Consider the following 25,966-nt stretch of genomic DNA (forward strand, 5'->3'; position numbering starts at 1 on the left):
ATTTTTCTACTTACTAACATCTTCTTCTCCTGTTTCCGCTCGGTTTTACTGGGGTTTCGCATTTTTGTTTCTCGCTGATTTGGCTGATTCAGCAAATTTCGAACACCCTAGCCCTGATAAAAGAGGAAATCCTTAGCCTTTTTCCTTTAAAAAGGGTAAGATTGGAGCGGATAGCAGGAAAGTACTCCCAAAAAAACTTCTCTTAATATATTAATAATAGAATATTACTCCTACCATATAGGACACAAAAAAAGCGGCTACTATATATAGTAGCCGCTTATAGATAACTTAATCTAGCAATGTGTTTATTCTACAATAAGTTTTTGAGTTGATGTCTTACCATCTTGCTCTACATTTATTATATAAACTCCTGTTGGTAGGTTATGAATGTTTAATTCTTTGTTTTCTGTTTGGGCTGTGAAAACAATTTTTCCTCCCATATCAGATATTCTAATATTCTTTGTATTGGTAGACGTAGTTTGTACATATAGCTTTCCGTCTTTTACTGGATTTGGGTAAATAACAAATCCATCGATTTCATTTGTATTTACTCCCAACGTACAAACTGTTCCAGATACGTTTACTATACGAATAGCAATAGATTCATTTTGCAAAGCATCTTTTGCTGTATAAGTCAAAATATATTGACCTGGTGTATTTACATCAACTGTTCCCAATACTAAAACTCCTGCTGTAATATCTGCTTCTAAATTATCTTTGGCAGTATAACCTGCTTCGATATACGGACATCCTTTATCTAAAGAAACCACTGTATTGCCTAAAAGTGTAATTATTGGTTTACTTCTCTCGATTGTCACTGTCCAATTTTCGATTGTACCATTTTGTGCCATTACATTATACACCACAGGTAAAGTATAATTTAATATCGTAGCTCCGCTATTTTGTATGTAAGTCCCTATTCGCAATGTTGCCAAATTGGACACTTGAAAACTCGGAATCAATGCACTTAAATTAGCATTGTTATTAACAAAAACTTTTACCGTTTTTGAAACTGGATCAATTATACTAGTTCCAACTTGATTTGCTACTGAGTATGCTATAAGATTTGCTTCTGTGTTATTTGCATCTAATGTTACTGTGTAATTTGTTTGAAATATCTTATTCTCTGAAATTACTGTAACTAGAAAACTATTTGTATAATCCGACACTACAGCTTTTGAGTTTAATTGTTTTACTCCATCTATATACAGCTCTGCACCTGGCGAAACAGTGAAATCTGCAATTAAATTTGATACATTAATTCCAGAAGAAACCACCTTAGTCGCATTATTACCTACTATATCTGTGTTGATATCTTGAACTAACTCTGGATTTGAAACAGTTTTAAAATTATAAGAGAGCAACTTACTTTCGCTGTTCAAATCAACATCTACTTTTATAGTATAGGTTTCAGAAATACCTGTATTAAAACCTATTCCTTCTACTTTTAGTGTAACAGGGTTTGTATAGTCATTTGGAGTAACACCGTTAACCTGTGTAACGTCATTTATTTTCGCAATACTTCTCATCCCTAAATTGTAATTGATGATTCCATTAGTTACATCTCCTCCATCGTTTAATAATACAGAATATGTTTTAGTAGCTGGATCATAAGATGACGAAAGTTGATTTACAAATTGAATGTTTTGTAATAAAACCGGAACATTCCAAAATTTACCTTCTCCTTGTCCATTTGTATCTGCATTGGTTACTAATGCTGTATTATCATTTAAAGTACTATCGAAAACAAATTCCTTACTTCCTTCTGAAAATGAATAATATGCCAATAGTCCAGCTTCGTTACCAAAATATTTCGTCATCGCATTTGCAACAATTGTAGCCTGATTACGAACTCCTTCCCAGATACGCACTTCATCTATATTCCCGTTTAGACCACGAGCCAAGCCTGCATTATTACCTATGTAAACAGCAGCAGTTGTATTTGAACTAGCTGGACCTGCTGTACCTGTACTTGTAAAAGGAACTGAGACTCCATCTATATAAACTGTATAAACATTAGCTAAACTTACTGAATAGGCAATATGATGCCAAGTGTTTTGTTTAATGGTATATGCTCCTGTATTAATAACATAAGAACCCGTTGGCGTAGTTATAGAAATCACTAAACTATTTTCTTTATAAATAGATAAGCTACTATTGTTATGTATGAAAGCCAAGACAGTCCCTTTATCTAAAAGTCTTCCAAAAACCGATGGTTGCTTTTGATTAACCCAAGTCTCGAATGTATAGTTATTAGTAAGATTCAATGCTGGGGTAATATCTGTTTTTATAAAATCATTTATTCCATCAAAAGTTCCTGTTACGTTTGTTAAAAGGCTTGCAACATGTGAAAGCGTCACCGATTTTGAATCATTTGTAGCATCTGTATCTCCTACTAATTTTGTATACACATCGATTGTATAATCTGCAGGAATTCCTAAATTAGCTTTTGTTGCAAATATAAAATTAGCAGTTCCTCCTGCAGCAATTGTGCCAGTGAAATTTTCAACTACTTCGTTTGCTCCATTAATTTTGTATGCTACTGGGAAGTTTGTAATTGGTGTAGTCGAGTAATTACGAAGTAAAGCCGTAACTGAAACTGGTGCTTTACCTGGTTTAATTGGAGCAACAACTCTTTCAACACTAGCATCTGCTACCGTAAATGGCAATACGTTAACTGTATATTCTTCTACCTCAAAATCTGATCTTGAACTTGTAAGCCCATTAATAGTTGGTCCAAGGTTTACATTATAATATTCGTTAGGCGAACGATACATATGTACAATGCGCATAAGTTTTTCACCCGCAGTTGTACCTACCGGAATAGTTAAACCTCCAACTAAAGTTAAATTGTTTCTGAAATAATGTGTACTTGTTGTTGATGGAATCGCTGGTGATGTTGATGTATTCGTTGTATTTACCCAAAAATTCCCCGCATAAAACTCATCTGTTAAATTACCATCTCCATTTAAATCTATTACCATCATAGTAAATACTCCTACATTAGCAGTTTGATTTTGCGTGATAGGGGTATCTGTTTTTATTATTGTTACTTCTGGCTGATAAGTAAATCCTGCATATACTGGAATTTTTATACTTTTAAAATCTGAATACGCTGTAGTACTTGAAGTATTAATAACATCATTCCATTTTAGTTTAGATATTGCATATCCATCAGTATTGGTATGAATTGGTAAATCATTTTTGTTATATACTGTTTTCTCGATTACATCATTTGCACTATTATCATCTGCAAGATCGACACCACTTTTTATTATATATGTAGCATCAACAGTAGATAAATCTGCTTTGGCATCAAATGTGAAGCTTACAGTTGAATATGGTGCAATAGCTGCAATTGTTTCGATAGTTTTCGCTCCATTATTTACCTGATAAAATACTGGATAATTTGCTAGAGGAGCAGGTCCTAAATTACTAACTCTAATAGTTACATTATGTGCACTAGATTTTTTACCTATAACTTCTGGCGTTACTATAGAAACAATACTCGCATCATTCACAATTGGCTTGACTACACAAGTAATTGCTGCAACCCATCCTGCTTCAGTTACTCCACCATCTGAAGTAAACCTAAAAGTTAACTCTCCTCCTGTAGCTGTAGATATTAATGATGGTGGTAACGTATTTCCTGTAAAAGCCCCTATTAAAGTAGCTGCACTTGTTGCCCCATTATATACATACAAATAATCATAGTCTGCTTCAACATCAAAGGCACTAAAATCTACTTTAACGCTAGCACCTAGTGTAGCTGGCTTAAAAGTTATTGTTTGATTAAGGTTATCTGCATAATCTCCATAACGAGTTCCGCTATCTGTAAAAGTAGCAGCACAGGTTATTAAACCAGCAACTGATCCCATCGCTACATCTGAACCTGTATTATTAACCTTTTTTGTTAATGTATTATTATCTGAGACTAAATCACCTGGATAATTTACATTAGCTACTACTGTATACACACCTGGCACAGAAAAATCTGCTTTTTGAGTAAAATTATAAGTCACCTCGCTTAATGGACTAACTGGACCTGCAATTGTCTCTACAACTGCTACGGCGTTATTAATTTTATACGATACTGGAATATTACTAACAGCTACTGGAGAGTTATTGTAAACTTTTACTTGTACAGTTTCTGTAGTAGTAAATCCTGTGTTTGGTGTAAATGAATTTAATGCCAGATCGGTAGCTGTAGCTTCAAGAATTTCAACATTATCTATATAGATTGCACTATATACATTGCCACTATTTGTTGCTACAAAATCGTTATCACTTACTGTTTCGAAAGCCACACTAAATGTAGTTCCTGCATAAGCTGATAAGTCATAAGTTAATTCTTTATCACTATATGAAGCAGTTTCTCCATATACATCTTGATTTTCGTGGCTTAATACTGGAATTCCATTTACCGTAACTCTAAAAAGATTTTTATCAACTCCAGCCAGAGTCACATTGGCCCATTCTAAAAAAAATTTCAGCCTTAATGCTTTTCCTGCTAAACTAGTTGCATCGATATCGCAAAAAGTAACTTTTTTGATATAATCTGGATTATTAGTAAATGCCACATTAGTCTTTGGGCTTGTTACCCAAGGAGCCGAAGCTGTACCTTCTGATCCTGCCATTTTTACTCCATCTAAAAACTGAGCATTTACATACTCATATTTTACCTCTCCTGTACTTCCTTTAGAAAAAACATAATTTGTTGCTTTTCTATCAGTGAATTCCTCAAGGAATGGTAAACTAGCGGCGTTTAAAATTGGTTGAGAAACTGGCTCTACATTTACCGCACGAACTCGTTCGGAAACAATACCTGTTGCAATATCTACAGTACGAACAGAAAACCAGTTGTCATCACCTACCGCTACACCTACAAATGTATATGTAGGATCAGTAACTGTAGCTACAACATCAAACTTGTACCCGTTCATTTTTAATACCTCATATTTTGCTCCTGCAATAGGATCCCAATCCATTTTATAGGAAGAAACTCCACATGCCGCTGGTGCAATAACTAGATTTTTAGGTTCAGTTATAATATTAAAAATTTCTTTAGAAGCGACTACCTTAGTCCCTGCACTAATTCTTATTTTAGCATTAGCAACTATTCCTGCTGGAACTTTCCAAGCAAAATTTCTCGCTGCAGATGGAATATCTTTAGCTATTATTACATAATTCATCCCTCCATCTATTGAATATTCTAGAGTAAAGGGCTTTGGTTCTCCTTCATAATCCCAACGGATATATTCTGTGGATTCTGTATTGAATTTTTCGCCACCTATTGGATAGGTAAGAATTAATTCTGGAACTACATAATCATATACTACTGAAAACTCCTGAGTAGGAATTAGAGGTATCTTTGTACCAGTAACAATGATTTTATAAGTTCCTGGAGCTGGATTGTCTAAGGTTATTTGTTCGATATTATTCAAATTATCAACCCCTCTTGTTGCATTTGCGTTGGGTGTTGTTGAATTTAATACCCATGGTAAAGTAGTAACTCCATCTTTAACAATTTTAATATCTAAATCATTAACCTGAACTAAACCTGCACCTGGAGTTGCACCAGTATCTGAGTAAGCTAACATTACTTTTAACGTAACTAATCCTGCCGGAACTACAATATCTTTTTCATAAGTTGCTCCATTAGCTACTGATGCTGTGTAGAACATATTTTTATCAATAACCTTAACTGCTCTTAATCCGTTAAGATTACCAAATCCGTATTTATAATCTGGACCTGGATTACCAACATCTTTGGCTGTATTTGCTACCAAAGCTTTCATTAAGGATGCCAATGGTCTTGTACCATAGATATTTTTATATCTCTCATAAAGTAAAGCCACTGTTCCTGTTGTTCCTGGTGTCGCCATTGAGGTTCCACTCATAACCTGATATGAGTTGCTATAATCTAATGAGTACACATCGGTACCAACCGCAGCAATTTGTGGCACTAAACGCCCATCAAGTGTAGGGCCAAAACTACTATAACTACTAATTAAATCATTAGGATTATTAGCAGCAACGTGTAAAGCATTTTTTGAATTTTTTGTAGATGTATTAAATCCTCCTGGATATGCCGTTTGCGCATTTCCGTTAGAATAAATATTTAGAAGATAAGGATATGCTACTGTTACATCATCATCTCCACGATCTCCCGTATTATATCTAAACGTATTAAACCCTGAAGTAAGGTTTATTCCATAAGAATTTGATGTAATCTCTATATCATCTTGCTGAACAGATAATACTCTTTCTTGATAATTATTTAATCCATTAGATTGAGTATTAAAATTCCATCCATACATTTTTACCTCTGGAGCCATTCCTTTTGCTCTTGGGTCTAATAAACCTGCTCCTCCAATAGTTCCCGAAACATGTTCTCCATGAGATGAATTAGACTCGTATTCTTTTGCTATTACTCTTCCTGTATGATCTTTGTGTGGCTCAAGATTCCCATCCCAAACTCCTACTTTTACCCCTTTTCCTGTTAATCCATATCCTAGACCTGCTATAGCAGATCCTAAAACATTTGCTTTGTGCGAAGTCAAACCTGGAAGATTGTCACTCTCTACAGGTGGAGGAACTAATTCAATATTTTGAACCCAATTAAATTTGGCTATTTCTTCTAATTTTTCTTTAGAAACTTCTAAATAAATTTGATTAAAAAAAGGATCCTTTTTGATGTTTTTTACAAATGAATTGGCTAAATCTTGCGAAATCAATTCACTATCGGCTCCTTTAAAATAACTAACCACTACTTTTACATTATTCCCCTGTAAAGCATAATCCGGAATAATTTGATCTACAATCATTTGATCTAATTTATATTTTGGATCAATTGTAATTATGGTTCTTATATTATCAGACACATTCCCTTTACTATAAAAATCAGATTCGATTAAAGCATAGTAAGCATTATTTGACAAATAACTAAGTAATGTTACTCCTTGTCTTTTTAACTTTTGCTGCTCATCCTCAGATGGGATCTTTTTAAATTGTAACAAAGTATACTCCGTTTGAGGGCTTTGCTTTTTACTGGTACTATTTTTTCTTTCTTTAATCTGCTGTTTAAAATTAGCAGTCGTCACTATTTTATTCCCATTTATAGAAATAAAATAATCATTTTCAGGAATACTCTGTGCAGCCACTGAAATAATTAAAAACATCGCAATAAGACTAAGTATTTTTTTATTCATTTTACAAAAATATTTGATTAATAATAAGTTAAAAAAAAGCCACTAAAGAGTAAACCTACAAATAAATTCATAAAAAAACAACGATAACAAAATTAGTTTGTTAAATAAATACATAAAAGCCACCAAACACAAGAGAAAAATAACAAAAAAAAATATTTTCATTTTTAACAAAATCAAAAAAAAGTAAAATATTTAAAAAGCAATCTTGGATTAGAAAAAGTGATTTAATAAAAAAAGTGGCTACTATAATTATAGTAGCCACTTTTTTTATTAAATCACATTATGCAATCTATTTATTCAACAATAAGTTTTTGAGTTGATACCTTACCATCCTGCTCTACATTCATAATATAAACTCCTGATGGTAGTCTATGAATATTTAATTCTCTATTTTCTGTTTCAATTGTAAAAACAATTTTTCCTGCCATATCAGATATCACAATATTCTTTATACCGGTAAAGGCTGTCTGTACATATACCTTTCCTTCTTTTACTGGATTTGGATAAATTACAAATCCATCGATTTCATTCTTATCTACTTCCAGAGCACAAACTGATGTTGATACATTTATTATACGAGTCACTAAAGACTCATTTTGCAATAGATCTTTTATCTTATAAGTTAAGATATATTGACCTGCCGTATTTATATCAACTGTTCCTGAGACCGTGACTCCCTCACTGATATCCGTATCCAAATTATCTTTAGCAGTATAACCTGCTTCAATATACGGACATCCTTTGTTTAAATATACAACTGTATTTCCCTTAAGTATGATTGTCGGTCTGACTCTCTCAATTGTTACTATCCAATTTTCGATTGTACCATTTTGTGCCATTACATTATATACCACAGGTAAAGTATAATTTAATTCCGTGACTCCACTATCTTGTTTAATAGTACCAATACGCAATGATGCAAAATCGGATATTTGAAAACTTGGAATTAAAGCACTTAAATTGGCGTTGTTATTAACAAAAACTTGTATCGTTTTTAAATCTGAATTTATTATACTTGCTCCTATTTGGTTTGCTACCGAATAAGATATAACATTGGTTTCAGAATTCTTTGCATCTAAAGTTATTGTATAATTTGTTTGAGAAAACTTATCTTCTGAAACTACAGTTACTAAAAAACTATCTGTATAATCAAATAAAGTCGTTTTTGAGTTTAATTGTTTCACCCCATCTATATATAGTTCCGCTCCTGATGAAACAGTAAAATCTGCAATTAAATTAGATAGATTAACCCCATAAGGAAGAGTTTTAGTAACATTATTACCAACTATTTCTGTATTAATCTCTTCAGTTAACTCAGGATTAGAAGCTGTTTTAAAATCATAAGATAGTAACTTACTTTCCGTTTTTAAATTACTTATAATTTTTAATGTATAGACTTCATTAATTCCAGCATTAAAACCTACACCTTCTACAGTAAAGATCACTGGATTTGTATAGTCATTTTTTGTTTTGCCACTTATTTGTGTTATCCCATTTATTTTTGCAATACTTTGCATCTCCAATGAAAATTTAGCAACAGCAGTAGCTACATCAGTTCCTTTCTTTAATAAAATTGTATATGTTTTGGTAGTTGCATCATATGATGATGATAGTTGATTTATAAAATCTAGTTTTTGCAATAAAACTGGTACGTTCCAAAATTTCCCCTCTCCTATGCCATTTGTATCAGCATTTTTCACAACAGCTGTATTATCATATATTGAGGAGTCATGAACAAACTCTTTATCTCCTTCAGAAAAGGAGTAATAGGCATCCAAACCTAGTTCATTTCCAACATAGTTTCTCATTGCATTGCCTTTTATTACTGCTAGAGTACGAACTCCTGACCAAATACGAACTTCGTCTATATTCCCATTTAAGCCACGTGCTAAACCTGCATTGTTTCCTATATAAGCAGATGATGTTGCATTTGAACTTGCCTCTCCTGCTATGCCTGTGCTTGTAAAAGGAACCGAAACTCCATCTATATAAATTTTATAAATATTGGTTTTACTTACCCTATAAGCAATATGATGCCAAGTATTTTGCTTAATTGAATTTTGCCCCGTATTTATAACATAAGAACCTTTGGCAGTAGTTATAGAAAGTACTAAACTATTTTCTTTATAAATGCTAAGACTAGATGTGTTATGTATAAAAAACAGCACTGTACCTTTATCTAATATTCTACCTAAAATACTTGGTTCCTTCTGATTAACCCATGCTTCGAATGTATAATTATTAGTAAGATTTAAAGCTGGATTAGCATCAATAACTACAAAATCGTCTAATCCATCAAAAGTTCCTGTAACGTTTGTAGCATAATTTGGAACATGTGCTATTGTTACTGATTTAGAATCATTTGTAGCATCTGTATCACCTTTCAATTTAGTATAAACATCGATTGTGTAATCTGCTGGAAGACTCAAATCTGCTTTTGTAGTAAATGTGAAATTAGCAGTCGCTTTAGATGCAATAGGGTCTACTACAGTTTCAACTACTTCGTTGATTCCATTAATTTTATAGGCAATTGGGAAGTTCGTAATTGGAGTATTCGAATAATTACGTATCACTACTTCCACTGAAACTGGTTTCTTACCTGACTTAAGTGGCGTTACAATTCTCTCTACACTTGCATCTGCTACAGTAAATGGCAATACATCAATTGTATATTCTTCTATTTCAAAATCTTCATTAGAAGTTGTTACTCCATCAATAGTTGGTCCAAGATTAACATTAAAATACTCATATGGCGAACGATACATATGTATAATACGCATTAGTTTCTCACCAGCTTTTGTACCTGACGGAATAGTTAAACCTCCTACTAATGAGGATTTATTTCTAAAATAATGCACTGTTGGTGTTGACTTAATCGCAGGTGATGTCGAAGCAGGTAATGTATTTACCCAAAAATTACCTGCATAAAATTCATCTGTTAAGTTACCATCACCATTTAGGTCAATAACAATCATTGTAAAAACACCTGCATTTGCTGTTTGGTCTCTAGTAATTGGTACTCCTGTTCTACTAATTGTAACCTCAGGCTGATAAGTAAAGCCAGCATATACAGGGATTTTTATACTCTTAAAATCTGAATATGCTGTAGTTCCTGAAGTATTTACAATGTCATTCCATTTCAATTTAGATATTGCATATCCATCTGTATTAATGTGAACTGGTAGTTCATTTTTATTATATACAGTTTTTTCGATTACATCATTAGCACTATTATCATCTGCTATATCAACACCACTTTTAATTTTATATTCAGCATTAACAGTAGATAAATCTGCTTTGGCATTAAACGTAAAACTAACTGTTGAATATCCTGGAATAGCAGGAATTGTTTCAGTAACTTTTGTTCCATTATTTACCTGATAAAATACTGGATGGTCTGTTAATGCTTCAGACCCTAAATTATTAACTCTAATTGTTATGTTGTGTGTACTTGATTTTTTACCAAGAATTTCTGGAGTTATTACAGAAACTATACCTGCGTCATTTACAAGTGGTTTTGTAACACAACTAATAGCTGCGATCCAACCCCTTCTATTTACATAATCAGTAGAAACAAATTTAAAGGTTAATTCTCCTCCACTTGCCGTTGAAGTCAAAGATTCTGGTAAGTCAGCTCCTGTAAATGCACCTAACAATGGAGCTGTTATAGATGAACCATTATAAACATATAAAAAATCATAACCCATCTCGAGATCAAAATCAGTAAAATTTACATTTATACTATTCTTAGTAATTTCTGGCTTAAAAGTTATTATTTGCGTAACTCCTATTGGATAATTATTAAAACGTGTACCTGCATCTGTAAATACTGCCGAACAAGTTGTCATACTAGCGACAGATCCCATCAAAACATCTGTACCAGTATTATAAAATGTATTTGTAACTGTGTTATTTTTTATTACTTCATCCCCTATATAATTCACATTAGCAACAACAGTATATTGCCCTGGAGCAGAGAAATCAGCTGCTTTTGTAAAATCATAAGCTATTTCTGCTAATGAGCTAATAGGCCCTGGAATTGTTTCAATTATTTCTTCTTCATCATTTATTTTATAAGAAACTGGAATATTACTTATAGCAACTGGAGAATGATTGAAGATTTTTATTTTTACAACTTCTGTTGCTGTTAAGCTAGTCTTTGGAATAAATGAAGTTAATTCTAAATCAGTTGACGTAGCTTCGTAAATAGCAATATTATCTACAAAAACTAAATTGTAAACATTCTTTTTATTCACTACAATAAAGTTATTATCTATAACTGTTTCGAATACTATGCTAAATGTAGTTCCTGCATAAGCTGATAAATCATAGGTTAATTCAGTATTACCTGATAATTGTGTCCCTCCATAATCCGTTTTATTTTCATGGCTATTTACAAGATTTCCATTTATCAGGACTCTAAAAAAACTTTTATTGACTGGTCCAACACTATTCCATAATAAATTAAACTTCATTCGGATATTTTTTCCAGCAAGGCTTGTTGCATCTATATCACAAAATGCTATCTTTTTTATATAATCTGGATTATTTGCAAATGCATCTATTGCTGTACTTTCTACCCAAGAAGAGGTAGATGTTGTATTTGAGCCTTCCATCTTTACACCATCTAATAGTTCTGCATTGATATATTCATATTTAATACCTCCAGCAACTCCCTTAGACATAACATAATTGGTTGCTTTTCTATTATTGAAATTCTCCAGAAACGGCAATTTTAAAGCATTTAATACTGGTTGAAACACTGGCTCTACATTTACGGCACGAACTCGTTCAGAAACTATTCCTGTAATGCCATCTACTGTACGAACAGAAAACCAATTATCCTCACTTACAGCAAGATTATCAAATATATAAGTCGGTTCTGTAACAGTTGCTACAACATCAAATTTATAACCGTTCATTTTTAAAACTTCATATTTTGCTCCTTCAATAGGATCCCAATCCATTTTATAAGATGAAGTGCCACATACTGAGGGTGCAATAACTAAATTTTTAGGTTCTGTAATAATAGTAAATACTTCTTTGGAAACATCTACTTTTGTACCTGCGCTTATTCTTATTTTAGCATTTGCAACTATCCCAGTTGGTATTTTCCATTCAAAATTTCTTGCTACTGATGGAACATCTTTTGCGAGTATTAGATAATTAATTCCTCCATCTAGAGAATACTCAATGGTAAACGTTTTAGTATCTCCTTCATAATCCCATCGAATATATTCAGTCGTATCTGGATTAAATTTTTCTCCACCTATCGGATAGGTAAGAACTAATCCTGGAGTCACAAAATCATACACCACTGAAAACTCCTGATTGTTAAAAGGAACTGTTGTACCTGTAACTATAATTTTATAGATTCCCTCAGTAGGATTGTCTACTGTTATCTGCTCAATATTGTTCATTCTATCAATTCCACGAGTGGCATTTGCTTCTGGTGTTGTTGGATTTAATACCCAAGGCAGAATCGTTGTTCCATCCTTTACTATTTTAATATCCAAATCATTTACCTGAATTGATCCTGCTCCTGGTGTCCCTGGAAGATCAGAATAGGCAAGCATTACTTTAAGTGAAACCAATCCTTTTGGAACTATAATTTTTTCTTCATAGCTTTCTCCATTAGCAACAGAAGCGGTATAAAACATTTTTTTATCTAATACTTTTACTGCTCTTAGTCCATTTATGTTTCCAAAACCATATTTATAATCAGGACCTGGATTCCCAACATCTTTTGCGGTATTAGCAACTAAAGCTTTCATTAATGAAGCTAATGGTTTCTCTCCATAAATACCTTTATATCTTTCGTATAACAAAGCAACTATACCAGTTACTCCTGGTGTTGCCATTGAAGTTCCACTCATGAACTGATAGGAATTACTATAATCTAATGAATACACATTGCTCCCAACTGCTGCAATTTGTGGTACCAAGCGTCCATCAACTGTTGGTCCAAAACTACTATAACCACTAATCTGATCATTTGGATTATTTGCTGCAACATGCAATGAATTCTTCGAATTTTTTGTAGAAGTATTAAATCCTCCCGGATATATAGTTTGAGCATTTCCATTAGAATATATGTTTAAAAGATAAGGGTTCATTGCGGTAACAAAATCATCACCATAATCTGATCCATTATATCTATAGGTACTAAAGCCAGAAGTAAGACTTGTTCCATAAGAATTTGATGTAATTTCAATTCCATCTTCTGCAATTGATTTTAATCTTTCGCTTGCAACCGATAAACCATTTGATTGGGTATTAAAATTCCATCCATACATTTGTACTTCTGGAGCCATCCCTTTTGCTCTAGGATCTAATAAACCAGCCCCACCAATAGTTCCTGCTACATGACTGCCATGAGATGAATTGTATTCATACTCCTTATTAATTACTCTCCCTGTATAATCTTTATGGTTCTCTAAATTTCCATCCCAAACACCAACTTTCACTCCCTTTCCTGTTAATCCATATTCTAAACCTGAAATAGTAGATCCCAAAACATTTGCTTTATGCGAAGTTACTCCTGGTTTATTATCACTTTCAACAGGAGCTGCAATTAATTCAATATTTTGTACCCAATATTTTTTTGCGATATCTTCTAGTTTATCTTTAGAAACCTGCAGATAAATTTGATTAAATGGTTCTTCAATTTTTATGTTTTTCACAAACAAACCTGATAAATCATTTGAGATAACTTTTGAATCTACTCCTTTGAAATAACTTACTACTACCTTAACTCCATTTTCCTCTAAAGCATAATCTGGAATAGTATTATTGGCAAGCATTAGATCTAATTTATATTTTGGATCAATCGCAATTATGCTTCTTATATTATCAGACACATTTCTTTTACTATAAAAATCAGATTCAATTGTAGCATAATAAGCATTATTTGATAAATAGCTAAGCAAAGTGACTCCTTGTTTTTTCAATTTTTGTTGCTCATCTATTGAAGGTATTCTTATAAATTGCAACAAAATATATTCCTTATCAAGTCTTTGTCGTTTACTTGTATTCTTTTTTAATTCTATAAACTGCTGTTTAAAATTTTCAGTAGTCGAAATTTTATTTCCATTTATAGTAATAGAAAAATCAGTTTCTGAAATGTTTTGTGACCATCCCAAAATAGCTAAAAACATCATAATTAGGTTAAGTAATTTTTTCTTCATTTTGAAAACTATTTGATTAACACTTATTTCTAAAAAACAAAATAAAGATTAAACTTACAAAATAATTCTACAAAAACCTATATTATAAGATTTATTATATTAAATTATGAGAATTAAAAGATTTAAGTTATTTAAAAAGGATTTTATTTTACTAATCAAAATAACGCTATAAAAAAAGACCTATCAAAACATATTTGATAGGTCTTCTCATAATTTTTAATAAAAAATAAAGCTATTTTATGGCCTTCATTTCTTTTGCTTTTTCTTGCCAGCGCTCACTAAGATCATTATAATCAACTGGATGAGCTGGTGCTTGATATTGTAATCTTCCTGATTCAAAAGCACGAATTAAGATTATTTCAATTAAATAGTCCTCATTAACTTCATAAGGAGCATATTCAGTCTTTAAACTAATATCAAAAACATTAGCTGTAGTGTTAGCCCAAAAGGCTTTCCATCCACTTTTTAACGTTTTTACTAACTCAAATGTAGTCGTTCCTGTTTGACGGTGAATGAGCTTCACTAATATTTGCCCCTGCTTACGAGATAACTTCTTTAATTTCCCTTCAAATTCATTATTAAGATAATCTTCAACAATTTTAAAATATTTCTTTTTTTCTCTATTTGAAGATAAACGAGCCATACCTTTATTAAGAGCAACTAATCTATCCGAAGCCAATCTAGCAAATGGATATGTTTTATAAACTCTATTCTGTAAAATTAAAAATTGTTTTTGAGCCTCAGGATCAAGCTTTTCTTTTGAAATAATAATTTCTGGTAATTGAATTGTATCATTTAATATAGAATCCTTTTCGGTTAAAACGTATCCCATTTGTTGGGGATTATTTTTATCGATTTGAGCATGACCAACAAAACACACTAGAAAAAAGCAAAATAAATAGGTTCTAAACTTCATTGAGTTATTAATTTGAATGTAAAATTATACATTTATATACAATTGTAATACCAAATTTATATTTTAGAAAAAAAATATCATATAAAACTAATATACAACAACTTAACAGTTTAAAAAATAATATTAGCCTCCAAATATGAATCAAAAAAAGCTAGTTTATATCTGAAAACAACTAGCTTACAATAATTAGAAAATAACCTCTACTTCTTTTTATCCCTACTTTGACATAAAAAATTCATTTACCAATTATATAGAAATAATTTCAATAAAAAGATCAGAATGTAACTTATAGTCTTTGATTGACATCAATAATAGATAAAACCATAACTAAAAAGAGACAATAAAATGTATAAAGCATATTTAACATAATATAAATCTAAAGTTCCAATTATTTTTATTTTTTGAGAAATTAAACTTGATTTAAAGATATTAATATTTACATTTGCTCTATTCTTATTTATTCTAAATAGATAAGTTATTTCTATCTAATAAAAAACAAATCTTGTCAAAAATCAATAAACAATAAATACATAAATATGAAGAAGAATCTTTTTATTTCTATAGCATTAGCTGCTACTTTATTTGTTAGTGCACAGCAAAAAAACATCTTACTAGAACAATCATTTTGGAAAACGTCACCAGATGTAAGTGCTGTTAAAGCCGAAATAGAAAAAGGAAGCAACCCGTCTCAGCCCAATCAAAATGCTTTTGATCCAGTTGTTTTAGCTATTAACAATGATGCTCCAATAGCTACTATAAAATTCCTTTTAGAACAGCCTGGAAATCCAGTAAATAAAATGACTCATGACAGTCGTATTTATTTACATTGGGCGGCAAACAAAGGAAATATCGAACTTGTAGAATATCTTATTGCAAAAGGTTCTGATATTAATCTTGAAGATAGTAAAGGTGCAACACCAGTTGTTTTCGCTGCTAGCAACGGACAATCTAATACAGCTTTATACGACACTTTTTTCAAAGCAGGTATTGATCCAAAGAAAAAATATAGAGATGGAGCTAATTTATTATTAATGGCAATTCCTAATGATAAAGATTTAGTATTATCAACTTATTTTGCGACTAAAGGAATGTCATTAAAAGACGTTGATAACGAAGGAAACACTGCTTTTAATTACGCAGCTAGATCTGGAAATGTTGCTCTTTTAAAGAAACTTTTAGAAAAAGGAGTTAAGTTTAATGATAATGCACTTCTTATTGCAGCACAAGGAGCTCGTAGAGAAGCAACTTCTCTTGAAGCTTATAAATATTTAGTTGAAGAAGTTAAGATAAAACCAACTGCTGTAACAAAGTCTGGAGAAAATGTTCTTCACTTTTTAGTAGCTAAACCTAACCAAACTGAAATCGTTACATATTTCTTGGCAAAAGGCGTAGATGCAAACAAAACCGATAAAGACGGAAATACACCATTAATGATTGCTGCTTCGGCAAAAGATACTGCTGTTTTAGAAAAATTACTTCCGGTAGTAAAAAATTTAAATGCACAAAATAATAAAGGGGAATCTGCTTTAACATTTGCAGTAAAATCAGGAACTCCCGAAGCTATTGAAATTCTTTTAGCAAAAGGAGCTGACGTTGCAGTTAAAGATAAAGACGGAAATAATTTAGGCTTTTATTTAGTACAATCATACCGTCCGCAAAATAGTCGTGAAGCTGCTTCAGCAAAAGATCCTTTCGATGCTAAAATAAAATTACTTCAAGATAAAGGATTGAACCTAGCAACTCCACAAGTGGATGGAAGTACCTTGTATCACATTGCAATGGTTAAAAATGATTTAACATTATTAAAGAAATTAGCTTCTTTAAATATTGACGTAAATGCAAAAAACAAAGATGGCTTAACAGCACTTCATAAAGCTGCAATGGTCTCTAAAGACGATTCTATATTGAAATATTTATTGTCTATTGGTGCAAAAAAAGATATTCAAACTGAATTTGATGAAAGTGCATATGCTTTAGCAAAAGAAAATGAAACTTTGACGAAAAATAACGTCTCTTTAGAATTTTTAAAATAATAACTTCTTTTTGCGATTCTTTAAAATAACAATAAAGGATCGCATTATTAGGAATTGAATAATACAAACACAATTACATCATGAAATCAATATTTAAAATAGCTCTAACTGGAGCCCTTATCTGCCTAATATCTTTTCAAGCTTCTGCACAAGCTTCAAAATACAAATGCATGCTTCAAATGTCAAACTATATGGGAGAAGGAGCCTATATTGTTGTTTCTCTTATCAATGCTAAAGGAGAATATGAAAAAACACTTTATGTAATGGGTGATGATAAAAAATGGTACAACACTCTAAAAGAATGGAATAAATTTCATTCTAAAAAACCATCTGATAATATTAGTGCAAAAACGGGTGCCTCTGTAACAGGCGGAGACAGAAGCATTACCACGATAGAAATTGAAAATTCTAAAATCAATTCTGGATACAAATTAAGATTTGAAAGTGCTGTTGAGGATCAAAAATATTATGTAAACGACTTAGAAATCCCTCTAACAACAGAAGGATTAGCTACTAAAACAGAAGGTAAGGGATACATCCGTTACGTAAGATTAAATAAAATATAATAGCATATAATGATTCTTTCTTTTTGGCGTTACTCTCACTTGGCTTTGGCTTTGTTTTCTTCTTTGTTTCTATTAATTGCATCTGTTACAGGTATCGTTTTGGCCGTTGATGCTGTACAAGAAAAAACGCTTCCTTATCGAGCAACAAATTTTGACACAATAACTTTAGAACAGACTTTACCTATTTTAAAAAAGGTATATCCTGAAATTACAGAGTTAACTGTAGATCATAATCAGTTTGTAACGTTGCAGGCTATTGATCAAGACGGAAATGACGTTAATGCGCACATTGATCCTTTAACCGCCAAAGAGTTAGGAAAACCTTTAAAAAAGACTGAATTCATTCAATGGGTTACTGCTTTTCATCGTTCTTTATTTTTAAAAGAAACAGGCCGTCTTTTTGTTGGAATTATCTCATTTTTACTTTTTTTAATTTCAATTTCGGGTTTTGTTCTTGTTGTTAAAAGACAGTTGGGAGTTCGTAAATTCTTTTCAAAAGTAACTAAAGATTATTTTTCTCAATATTATCATATCATATTAGGAAGATGGAGTTTAATTCCGATTTTAATTATTGCACTCACTGGAACTTATTTAACATTGGAAAGGTTTAACTTTTTCATGGACAAAGAGAATAATCAGTTCGAAAAATCAATAACAGTTGCGGAACAAAAAAATGATGCTCCATCAATATTCAAACAAACTCTTTTATCTGATGTTAAAAAAATAGAATTCCCTTTCTCTGATGATCCAGAAGAATATTATATCATTCAATTAAATGATCGAGAAATCGAAGTTAATCAGGTAACTGGCGCTGTAGTAACAGAGAAACTTTCTCCGATGAGATCGCAATTGGCTCTTTTAAGCCTTAATCTACATACTGGGAAAACCAATGCAGTTTGGGCAATAATTCTAGCAGTTGCTTGTCTAAACATTTTGTTTTTTATTTATTCGGGGTTTGCAATGACCTTAAAAAGAAGAGCAAACCGAATCAAAAATAAATGCAAAGCTGAGGAAAGCAAATTTATCTTATTGGCTGGTTCAGAAAACGGAAGTTCATTGCGATTTGCTAGTGCGATTCAAAAACAATTGATTGCAAACGGTGAAAAAGTTTTCATGACCGAATTGAATAATTTTAAAACTTTTCCGAAAGCAGAACATATCATCATTTTCACATCAACACACGGATTAGGAGACGCTCCTTCTAATGGAGATAAATTTACATCCATTCTAAAAAAACACAATCAAGAACATAAAGTTCAATTTTCTGTTGTCGGGTTTGGTTCAAAAATCTATCCAAACTATTGCGGTTTTGCATTTGAAATTGATTCTTTACTAGAAAAACAAAATTGGGCTAATCGTTTATTAGAAGTACAAACTGTAAATGATAAATCTGCAGAAGAATTTGTAAACTGGGTTAGATTATGGAGTACTAAAACTGGAATTCCATTATCTCCAACGCCTTCCTTATATAATGAAGTTCCAAAAGGCTTACAGAAATTAATAGTATTAGACAAAACTCCTGTTTCTGATTCTGAACATACTTTTATACTTACTTTACAGACAGGAAGCAGAACCAAATTTGTTTCTGGTGATTTATTAGCCGTTTATCCTGCAAATGATAATAGAGAACGCCTCTATTCTATCGGAAACCATTCTGGCAATGTGCAATTAGTTGTAAAACTGCATTCACATGGATTGGGTTCTACTTATTTAAATAATCTTGAACCTGGCGATAGCATCAAAGCGAGAATTCTTAAGAATCAAGCTTTTCACTTTCCTAAAAAATCTCCAAAAGTGGCTTTTATTTCAAATGGAACTGGTATTGCTCCTTTCCTTGGAATGATTGAACAAAACAAGATAAAAACTGAAACTCATTTATATTGTGGCTTCAGAATGGAAACAGAAACAGTTTCTGGATATAAAAAGTTTGCTGCGACTATGATTGAAAAGCAACAACTTCATAGTTTTCATTTAGCATTATCACGTCAAGCAGAACACATTTATGTAATGGATCTTATAAATCGTGATGCTGCCTTTTTTGTTGAATTATTATTACAAGGTGGTACTATAATGATTTGCGGTTCGTTGGCAATGCAAAAAGATGTAGAAATGGCTCTTGATGCATTATGCCTTTCTAAGCAATCCAAAAGTATACTAGATTTTAAAAATAATGGACAGTTATTAACGGATTGTTATTAACCGTACTTAAAAGACACTATACATGTCAGTTAATAAAAATTTCATACAGCAACTTTTGTTACTTTTTGTACTAACTAGTAGCTTTTATAGCAATGCGCAAGTTTTACGAAAAAGAACTACGCTCCTTATGGGAAGTCGTTTTGACATCACAATTGTTGCAAAAGATTCTCTTACTGCTGAGCAAAATATTGATGCATCTATTGCTGAAATTACACGAATTGAAAATTTAATTTCAGATTGGAAATCAGATTCTCAAGTTTCTGAAGTAAGTCAAAATTCAGGAATTCGACCTGTAAAAGTAGATCGTGAAGTTTTTGAGTTGACGCAAAGAGCAATCCGTTTATCAGAAATAACAAATGGTGGATTTGATATCAGTTTTGCTGCCATGGAGAGAATCTGGAAATTTGACGGATCAATGACTGAAATGCCAACGGAGGAAAACATTAAAAAATCGGTAGAAAAAGTGGGGTATAAAAATATCATTTTAGACTCCGTAAATTCTACTATATTCCTAAAATTAAAAGGAATGAAATTAGGATTTGGTGCACTTGGAGAAGGTTATGCCGCTGACAAGTGTCGCGATATGATGCTGGCAAAAGGTATCAAAGCTGGAATCATAAATGGATCAGGAGATATGAGTACTTGGGGAAGTCAACCAAATGGAACCCCATGGAAAATAGGAATTACCAATCCGTTTAATCCTGAAAAACTCTTAGCTACTGTACCTTTAGAACAAGAAGCTGTAACAACTTCTGGAAGCTATGAAAAATTTGTTGTTTTTGATGGTAAACGCTATTCTCACATCATAAACCCTGCAACTGGATATCCTGCAACTGGCTTATGCAGTGTAACAATTTTTGGACCTAATGCTGAAATGGCAAATGGTTTAAGTACTTCTATAATGGTACTCGGAAAAAAAGAAGGTTTGCTCTTACTTAAAAAATTCCCTGAATACAGTTCTCTAATGATTACTGATAAAGGAAAAGTTATAAAGTCTGAAAATTTCCGTCTCAAAAAATTTAAAGCTAAATTTCACTAAAATAAATCACAGTGCGCTTCTTATAATTCTAATCTTGACTGCTACTCGTTGAGCAAATTTGCTTATTCCTTAAACTTAACAAAAACTGAATTCTCCTTGTTTGTCTTTCGTGAAAATTAAGTTTACTTTTGTTACTATATATTTTATATTCTAGGTACTGTAATTACAAGAGAAATAACTCTTTCTTACCTAAATACTGACTAAAAAACAGATTACTCACTCACGTAATGTTTTAAATACGTCAGTAAAGTATATGAAATACAAATTTATAAATTAGCAAAAAAAATATTTTTATGAGTACAAAATCAATCTTAAATGATGCTTCAATTACTTTTTTAGAAAGCTATCTTAATAATGCTTCACCTACTGGTTACGAAAGTGACGGTCAAAAAATCTGGATGGATTATTTAAAACCATATGTTGATACTTTTATTACCGATACATACGGAACTGCTGTAGGAGTTATCAACCCAGATGCTCCATATAAAGTAGTTATTGAAGGGCATGCTGATGAAATTTCTTGGTATGTGAACTATATTACAGATGATGGATTAATATATGTAATAAGAAATGGTGGATCTGATCACCAGATTGCACCATCAAAAAGAGTAAATATTCATACTAAAAACGGAATCGTTAAAGGTGTTTTTGGATGGCCAGCGATTCACACAAGATTACGCGACAAGGAAGAAACCCCAAAAATCAGCAATATTTTTATTGATTTAGGTTGTGAAACCAAAGAACAAGTTGAAAAAATGGGAGTTCATGTAGGTTGTGTTATCACTTATCCTGATGAATTCATGATTTTGAACGAAAACAAATTTGTTTGCCGTGCTATCGATAATCGAATGGGAGGTTTTATGATTGCTGAAGTAGCTCGTTTGCTACATGAAAATAAAGTAAAACTGCCATTTGGATTGTATATCACAAACTCGGTTCAAGAAGAAGTAGGTTTACGTGGTGCCGAAATGATTACCAAAACCATCAAGCCTAATGTAGCTATTGTTACAGATGTTTGTCACGATTCGACAACTCCAATGATAGAAAAGAAAATTGAAGGAGACACAAAAATAGGTTTAGGACCTGTTATTACTTATGCTCCTGCTGTACAAAATAATTTGCGTGAGCTAATAATTGATGCTGCCGAAGCTAATAAAATTCCGTTTCAGCGTTTAGCATCTTCTCGTGTTACTGGTACAGATACCGATGCATTTGCATACAGTAATGGTGGTGTTGCTTCAGCATTAATTTCGCTTCCGTTAAGATACATGCATACTACTGTAGAAATGGTTCACCGTGATGATGTTGAGAATGTAATTAAATTGATCTACGAATCATTGTTGAAAATTGAAAATGAAGAGACTTTTTCATATTTCAAATAAAATTAAAACTAATTTTAACTAAAATCCCCGCAAATCATAATTTGATTTGCGGGGATTTTTACTAACTATAATAGGCTTATTTAAGCTTTTTTCAAAAGTGCAACCGCATCAGTTGCATTAGACAATTCTGCATATTTTAATGCAGTAAAACCTTTTTCATTTTTTATTGTACTATCAGCCCCATTCGATAGCAAAAGTTTTATAATCTCAGCTTTATTATATCTCGCTGCAGTCATTAATGGAGTCAATTCGTCAGAAGTATTATTGACATCTACTCCATATTCAATAAACTTCTTAACTGTTTCAATATCTCCTTTTCTTATAGCTGCATTCAAAGGAGCTGAATCAAAGACTACTGAAACTAAAGTTTTGTCATTAACAAATAAATTTTTAGCTGGATTTGAAGCTAAAGAAACATTAACAAAAGCTACTAAAGCTATTCCTAAATAAACGATTGAATTTTTCATGGTGATTGTTTTTTGATTGATGATTGATGATTTAGAATCTTTATTAATTCTTATACAAATATATATTTAAAATTGGTATTATGTATTGCAAGGTACTTTGTTTTAACTAATAATTAACATTAGCTTAAAATTAGACCCTTAATTTTAAATAATTGTTTTGAAAAAAGAACAACTATACTATATAGACGCATTAATAAATAAAATGTTACACTATTTCTAAAACAAATAAAACATTATATATCAAACACTTAAATACTTAGTAAATTAAAAAAATTTGAACTTTTATAAATTGAAAAAACCTCAAATCTAAGGGCAAGATTTGAGGTGTTTAATTAAGAAAATAGTATTGATTAATATTTTTCTAAAATTGCTACAGCATCTACAGCTTTTGAAACTTCTGCAAATTTTAAGGCATTATATCCATTATCGGCAGTAATATGAGGATTAGCACCTTTAGAAAGTAAGAGATGAATGATTTCGACTTTGTTATAACGGGCGGCGGTCATTAATGGAGTCAAACCTCCTGAAAACTTATTTATTCTTGCACCGTTTTCTAAAAGTTTTTTAACGGTTTCTATATCCCCTTTACAAATGGCAGTATTTAAAGGATTAACATCAACACTGATATGCATGTCAGAACTAAATGGTTTATGATCTGAAGCTAGTGCAACATTTGTAAAAGTAACTAAAGCTACTCCTAAATAGATAATTGATTTTTTCATGATGATTGATTAGATTGATGATTAGATTGATAATTTATTATAAATATTGCCTCATACAAAAGAGATATCCATAATGATAAGTCACGTAAACAAATTAAATGTTACATAATTATATAATTCATCTTTTTTTACTCATTATCAAATAGAGTAAAAGTATATTTTAAATCATTTACGATACTTGTAAACAAAAAAACCTCAAAATAAAGATTTGAGGTCTTTTGATAAACTTGAAAGAATAATTATTTTTTTAGAATAGTTTTTAAAAAAGCAATAGCTTCTTTTGCTTTTGATACTTCTGCATACTTCAATGCTGTGTACCCTTTCTCATTTTCAGTCTCAAGTTCAGCTCCTTTTGACACAAGAAATTTTATAATTTCGACTTTATTATAACGAGCTGCGGCCATCAACGGAGACATTCCGTCTAGTACTTTATTGACACTCGCACCATATTCTATAAATTTCTTTACTGTTTCTATATCTCCTTTGCTAATTGCGACATTAAGAGGGCTTCGATCATATCCCTGTACGATACATTTTTCAGTATTTAATAAATTAAAACTTGTACTCCTACTTGAAGCTTGGACAACGGGAGTTAAAGCCATAAAAACGACTCCTAAAAAAACGATTGATTTTTTCATGGTGATTGATTTGATTGATTTTTTGATTGATGATTTAAGAATTCTTTCAAATTCTTTGACAGCTACATAAATTAAAATAACATTATACTACATAAAGTAGTCTACTTTACTTATAAATTTAAAATACGTTGCTAATTATAAGTCTCACAAAAAAGCTAAATGTTACAGAACTATATCGCAATTTTTGCTTTTCTTATTTTAATCTTTGCTCCAAATTACTACGCTGTATTTGCAAAAGCGATTAAAGCAATTCCTAAATAAACGATTGACTTTTTCATAATGATTATTTTTTGATTGATCTCTTGATAATTTTAATTGGAATAGCACTTCTTGAAAAATTAAATTTAAATTTTAATTAATCCAAAATAGTCTACCTCATAATACTAAGACGTACAAAAAAAATAAAAGGTTGCATTATTTGTAATAAAAAATTAAAAAACAGCACTTTAATTTTATAACCAATTAAAATTCACAACACTAAATTTTATTTAACTTTACAATAAAAACTTAAGATGCAATCGTCTGCCAAAACAATCGAAGAATATTTATCATCACTTCCTGAAGAAAGAAAGCTCCCTTTTCTTAAACTTCGTGAAACAATACTTAATAATATTCCCAAAGGATTTACAGAAGAAGTAAGCTATGGAATGTTGGGTTATCTTGTACCTCATTCTATTTATCCTGAAGGCTATCATTGTAATCCTAAACTCCCTTTGCCATTTATAAATATAGCATCTCAAAAAAACTTTATAGCGTTGTACCATATGGGAATTTATGCAAAACCAGATTTATTAGATTGGTTTGTTACTGAATACCCCAAACACACCAAACAAAAACTAGATATGGGAAAGAGTTGTATTCGTTTTAAAAAAATGGATGAAATTCCTTTTGACCTAATAGCAGAACTTGTACAAAAAATCTCTGTTGCCGAATGGATAAGTTGTTATGAGACACAATTCAAAAAATCAAAATAATTATAAACCACTTAACTATAAAACTATGAATGTTATTAAAAAAATTATTCTCGGGCTTTTAAGTATTGTAATGTTAGGATTAATAGTAGCTCTTTTTTTACCAAATGAATTTCATGTAGAGAGGGAAGTCACTATCAATAAACCAAAAGACAGTGTATTTAATTATATTAAGTATCTAAAAAACCAAAACAATTTTAGCGTATGGGCCAGATTAGACCCTGCAATGAAAAAAACGTTTTCGGGTACAGACGGAACAGTTGGCGCAGTATTTGGCTGGAATAGCAACGATAAAAACGTAGGTAAAGGCGAACAGGAAATAAAAAAAATTATACCTGGCGAGCGATTGGAATATGAATTACGTTTTGAAGCTCCTATGGAATCTACTGATAGGGCCTATATGACAACTGAAGAGGTTACTCCTGCTCAAACAAAAGTAAAATGGGGGTTTGATGGTCGATCTCCCTATCCTATGAATTTAATGCTTGCGTTTATGAATATAGATCAAATACTGGGTGAACAACTCGAAACTGGTCTTCAAAATTTAAAAGTTATTCAAGAAGGTCCACAATAATCTAAAAAAAGTAACCCCACAATCTAAATTGTGGGGTTACTTTTTTTAAATCTATTTTGAG

The 25,966-nt window shown here is 31.6% G+C and carries 13 protein-coding genes; 7 read left to right on the forward strand and 6 right to left on the reverse strand.

Translation table 11 applies throughout. From position 1 onward, the window contains the following. Positions 1-305 precede the first annotated feature (305 nt). From LPB87_RS19455 to LPB87_RS19465, 3 genes are all read right to left on the reverse strand, one after another. Positions 306-7,211 carry a S8 family serine peptidase gene (locus LPB87_RS19455; RefSeq protein ID WP_230728999.1) on the reverse strand — a complete coding sequence of 2,302 codons (6,906 nt, stop codon included), beginning with the start codon at positions 7,209-7,211 and terminating at the stop codon, positions 306-308. 293 nt (positions 7,212-7,504) lie between these two features. Next, positions 7,505-14,398, reverse strand: coding sequence for a S8 family serine peptidase (locus tag LPB87_RS19460; protein WP_230729000.1), 6,894 nt, complete (start codon positions 14,396-14,398; stop codon positions 7,505-7,507). 232 nt (positions 14,399-14,630) lie between these two features. Continuing rightward, on the reverse strand, positions 14,631-15,314 hold the full coding sequence (locus LPB87_RS19465; protein WP_230729001.1) for a DUF4294 domain-containing protein: 684 nt from the start codon (positions 15,312-15,314) through the stop codon (positions 14,631-14,633). 536 nt (positions 15,315-15,850) lie between these two features. Here LPB87_RS19465 and LPB87_RS19470 point away from each other — a divergent pair. From LPB87_RS19470 to LPB87_RS19490, 5 genes are all read left to right on the forward strand, one after another. After that, a complete protein-coding gene (locus LPB87_RS19470; RefSeq protein WP_230729002.1) occupies positions 15,851-17,347 on the forward strand; it encodes an ankyrin repeat domain-containing protein in 1,497 nt (498 codons plus the stop codon). A gap of 80 nt (positions 17,348-17,427) precedes the next feature. After that, positions 17,428-17,913, forward strand: a complete 486-nt coding sequence (locus LPB87_RS19475; protein WP_129539019.1) for a DUF2271 domain-containing protein — start codon at positions 17,428-17,430, stop codon at positions 17,911-17,913. A 9-nt stretch (positions 17,914-17,922) separates the two neighbouring features. Further along, the gene (locus LPB87_RS19480; RefSeq protein WP_230729003.1) at positions 17,923-20,112 is read left to right on the forward strand and encodes a PepSY domain-containing protein; all 2,190 of its coding nucleotides are present in this window, start codon (positions 17,923-17,925) and stop codon (positions 20,110-20,112) included. 22 nt (positions 20,113-20,134) lie between these two features. Next, positions 20,135-21,151 carry an FAD:protein FMN transferase gene (locus LPB87_RS19485; RefSeq protein ID WP_230729004.1) on the forward strand — a complete coding sequence of 339 codons (1,017 nt, stop codon included), beginning with the start codon at positions 20,135-20,137 and terminating at the stop codon, positions 21,149-21,151. Between the two features lie 293 nt (positions 21,152-21,444). Further along, the gene (locus tag LPB87_RS19490; protein WP_230729005.1) at positions 21,445-22,533 is read left to right on the forward strand and encodes a M42 family metallopeptidase; all 1,089 of its coding nucleotides are present in this window, start codon (positions 21,445-21,447) and stop codon (positions 22,531-22,533) included. Between the two features lie 80 nt (positions 22,534-22,613). On the opposite strand, the gene LPB87_RS19495 is transcribed toward LPB87_RS19490, so the two are convergent. The 3 genes from LPB87_RS19495 to LPB87_RS19505 form a co-directional block, all read right to left on the reverse strand. Beyond that, a complete protein-coding gene (locus tag LPB87_RS19495; protein ID WP_230729006.1) occupies positions 22,614-23,000 on the reverse strand; it encodes an ankyrin repeat domain-containing protein in 387 nt (128 codons plus the stop codon). Positions 23,001-23,350: 350 nt separating this feature from the next. Next, entirely contained in the window at positions 23,351-23,722 is a 372-nt protein-coding gene (locus tag LPB87_RS19500) for an ankyrin repeat domain-containing protein (protein ID WP_230729007.1), read from the reverse strand. Between the two features lie 239 nt (positions 23,723-23,961). After that, a complete protein-coding gene (locus LPB87_RS19505; protein ID WP_230729008.1) occupies positions 23,962-24,360 on the reverse strand; it encodes an ankyrin repeat domain-containing protein in 399 nt (132 codons plus the stop codon). A 512-nt stretch (positions 24,361-24,872) separates the two neighbouring features. Between LPB87_RS19505 and LPB87_RS19510 the strand changes: the two genes are divergently transcribed. Both LPB87_RS19510 and LPB87_RS19515 read left to right on the forward strand, forming a co-directional pair. Further along, on the forward strand, positions 24,873-25,334 hold the full coding sequence (locus tag LPB87_RS19510; protein ID WP_230729009.1) for a DUF1801 domain-containing protein: 462 nt from the start codon (positions 24,873-24,875) through the stop codon (positions 25,332-25,334). Beyond that, positions 25,306-25,905, forward strand: coding sequence for an SRPBCC family protein (locus tag LPB87_RS19515; protein WP_230729010.1), 600 nt, complete (start codon positions 25,306-25,308; stop codon positions 25,903-25,905). Before LPB87_RS19510 ends, LPB87_RS19515 begins: the two co-directional genes overlap by 29 nt. Positions 25,906-25,966: the final 61 nt, after the last annotated feature.

This window comes from Flavobacterium sp. EDS (genome assembly GCF_020991525.1).
Classification (GTDB): Bacteria; Bacteroidota; Bacteroidia; order Flavobacteriales; family Flavobacteriaceae; genus Flavobacterium.

What these genes read in the sequence shown, in the direction of transcription:
- LPB87_RS19455 (WP_230728999.1), bottom strand. Translation starts at nt 7,211, where the DNA reads ATGAATAAAAAAATACTTAGTCTTATTGCGATGTTTTTAATTATTTCA.
- LPB87_RS19460 (WP_230729000.1), bottom strand. Translation starts at nt 14,398, where the DNA reads ATGAAGAAAAAATTACTTAACCTAATTATGATGTTTTTAGCTATTTTG.
- LPB87_RS19465 (WP_230729001.1), bottom strand. Translation starts at nt 15,314, where the DNA reads ATGAAGTTTAGAACCTATTTATTTTGCTTTTTTCTAGTGTGTTTTGTT.
- LPB87_RS19470 (WP_230729002.1), top strand. Translation starts at nt 15,851, where the DNA reads ATGAAGAAGAATCTTTTTATTTCTATAGCATTAGCTGCTACTTTATTT.
- LPB87_RS19475 (WP_129539019.1), top strand. Translation starts at nt 17,428, where the DNA reads ATGAAATCAATATTTAAAATAGCTCTAACTGGAGCCCTTATCTGCCTA.
- LPB87_RS19480 (WP_230729003.1), top strand. Translation starts at nt 17,923, where the DNA reads ATGATTCTTTCTTTTTGGCGTTACTCTCACTTGGCTTTGGCTTTGTTT.
- LPB87_RS19485 (WP_230729004.1), top strand. Translation starts at nt 20,135, where the DNA reads ATGTCAGTTAATAAAAATTTCATACAGCAACTTTTGTTACTTTTTGTA.
- LPB87_RS19490 (WP_230729005.1), top strand. Translation starts at nt 21,445, where the DNA reads ATGAGTACAAAATCAATCTTAAATGATGCTTCAATTACTTTTTTAGAA.
- LPB87_RS19495 (WP_230729006.1), bottom strand. Translation starts at nt 23,000, where the DNA reads ATGAAAAATTCAATCGTTTATTTAGGAATAGCTTTAGTAGCTTTTGTT.
- LPB87_RS19500 (WP_230729007.1), bottom strand. Translation starts at nt 23,722, where the DNA reads ATGAAAAAATCAATTATCTATTTAGGAGTAGCTTTAGTTACTTTTACA.
- LPB87_RS19505 (WP_230729008.1), bottom strand. Translation starts at nt 24,360, where the DNA reads ATGAAAAAATCAATCGTTTTTTTAGGAGTCGTTTTTATGGCTTTAACT.
- LPB87_RS19510 (WP_230729009.1), top strand. Translation starts at nt 24,873, where the DNA reads ATGCAATCGTCTGCCAAAACAATCGAAGAATATTTATCATCACTTCCT.
- LPB87_RS19515 (WP_230729010.1), top strand. Translation starts at nt 25,306, where the DNA reads ATGAGACACAATTCAAAAAATCAAAATAATTATAAACCACTTAACTAT.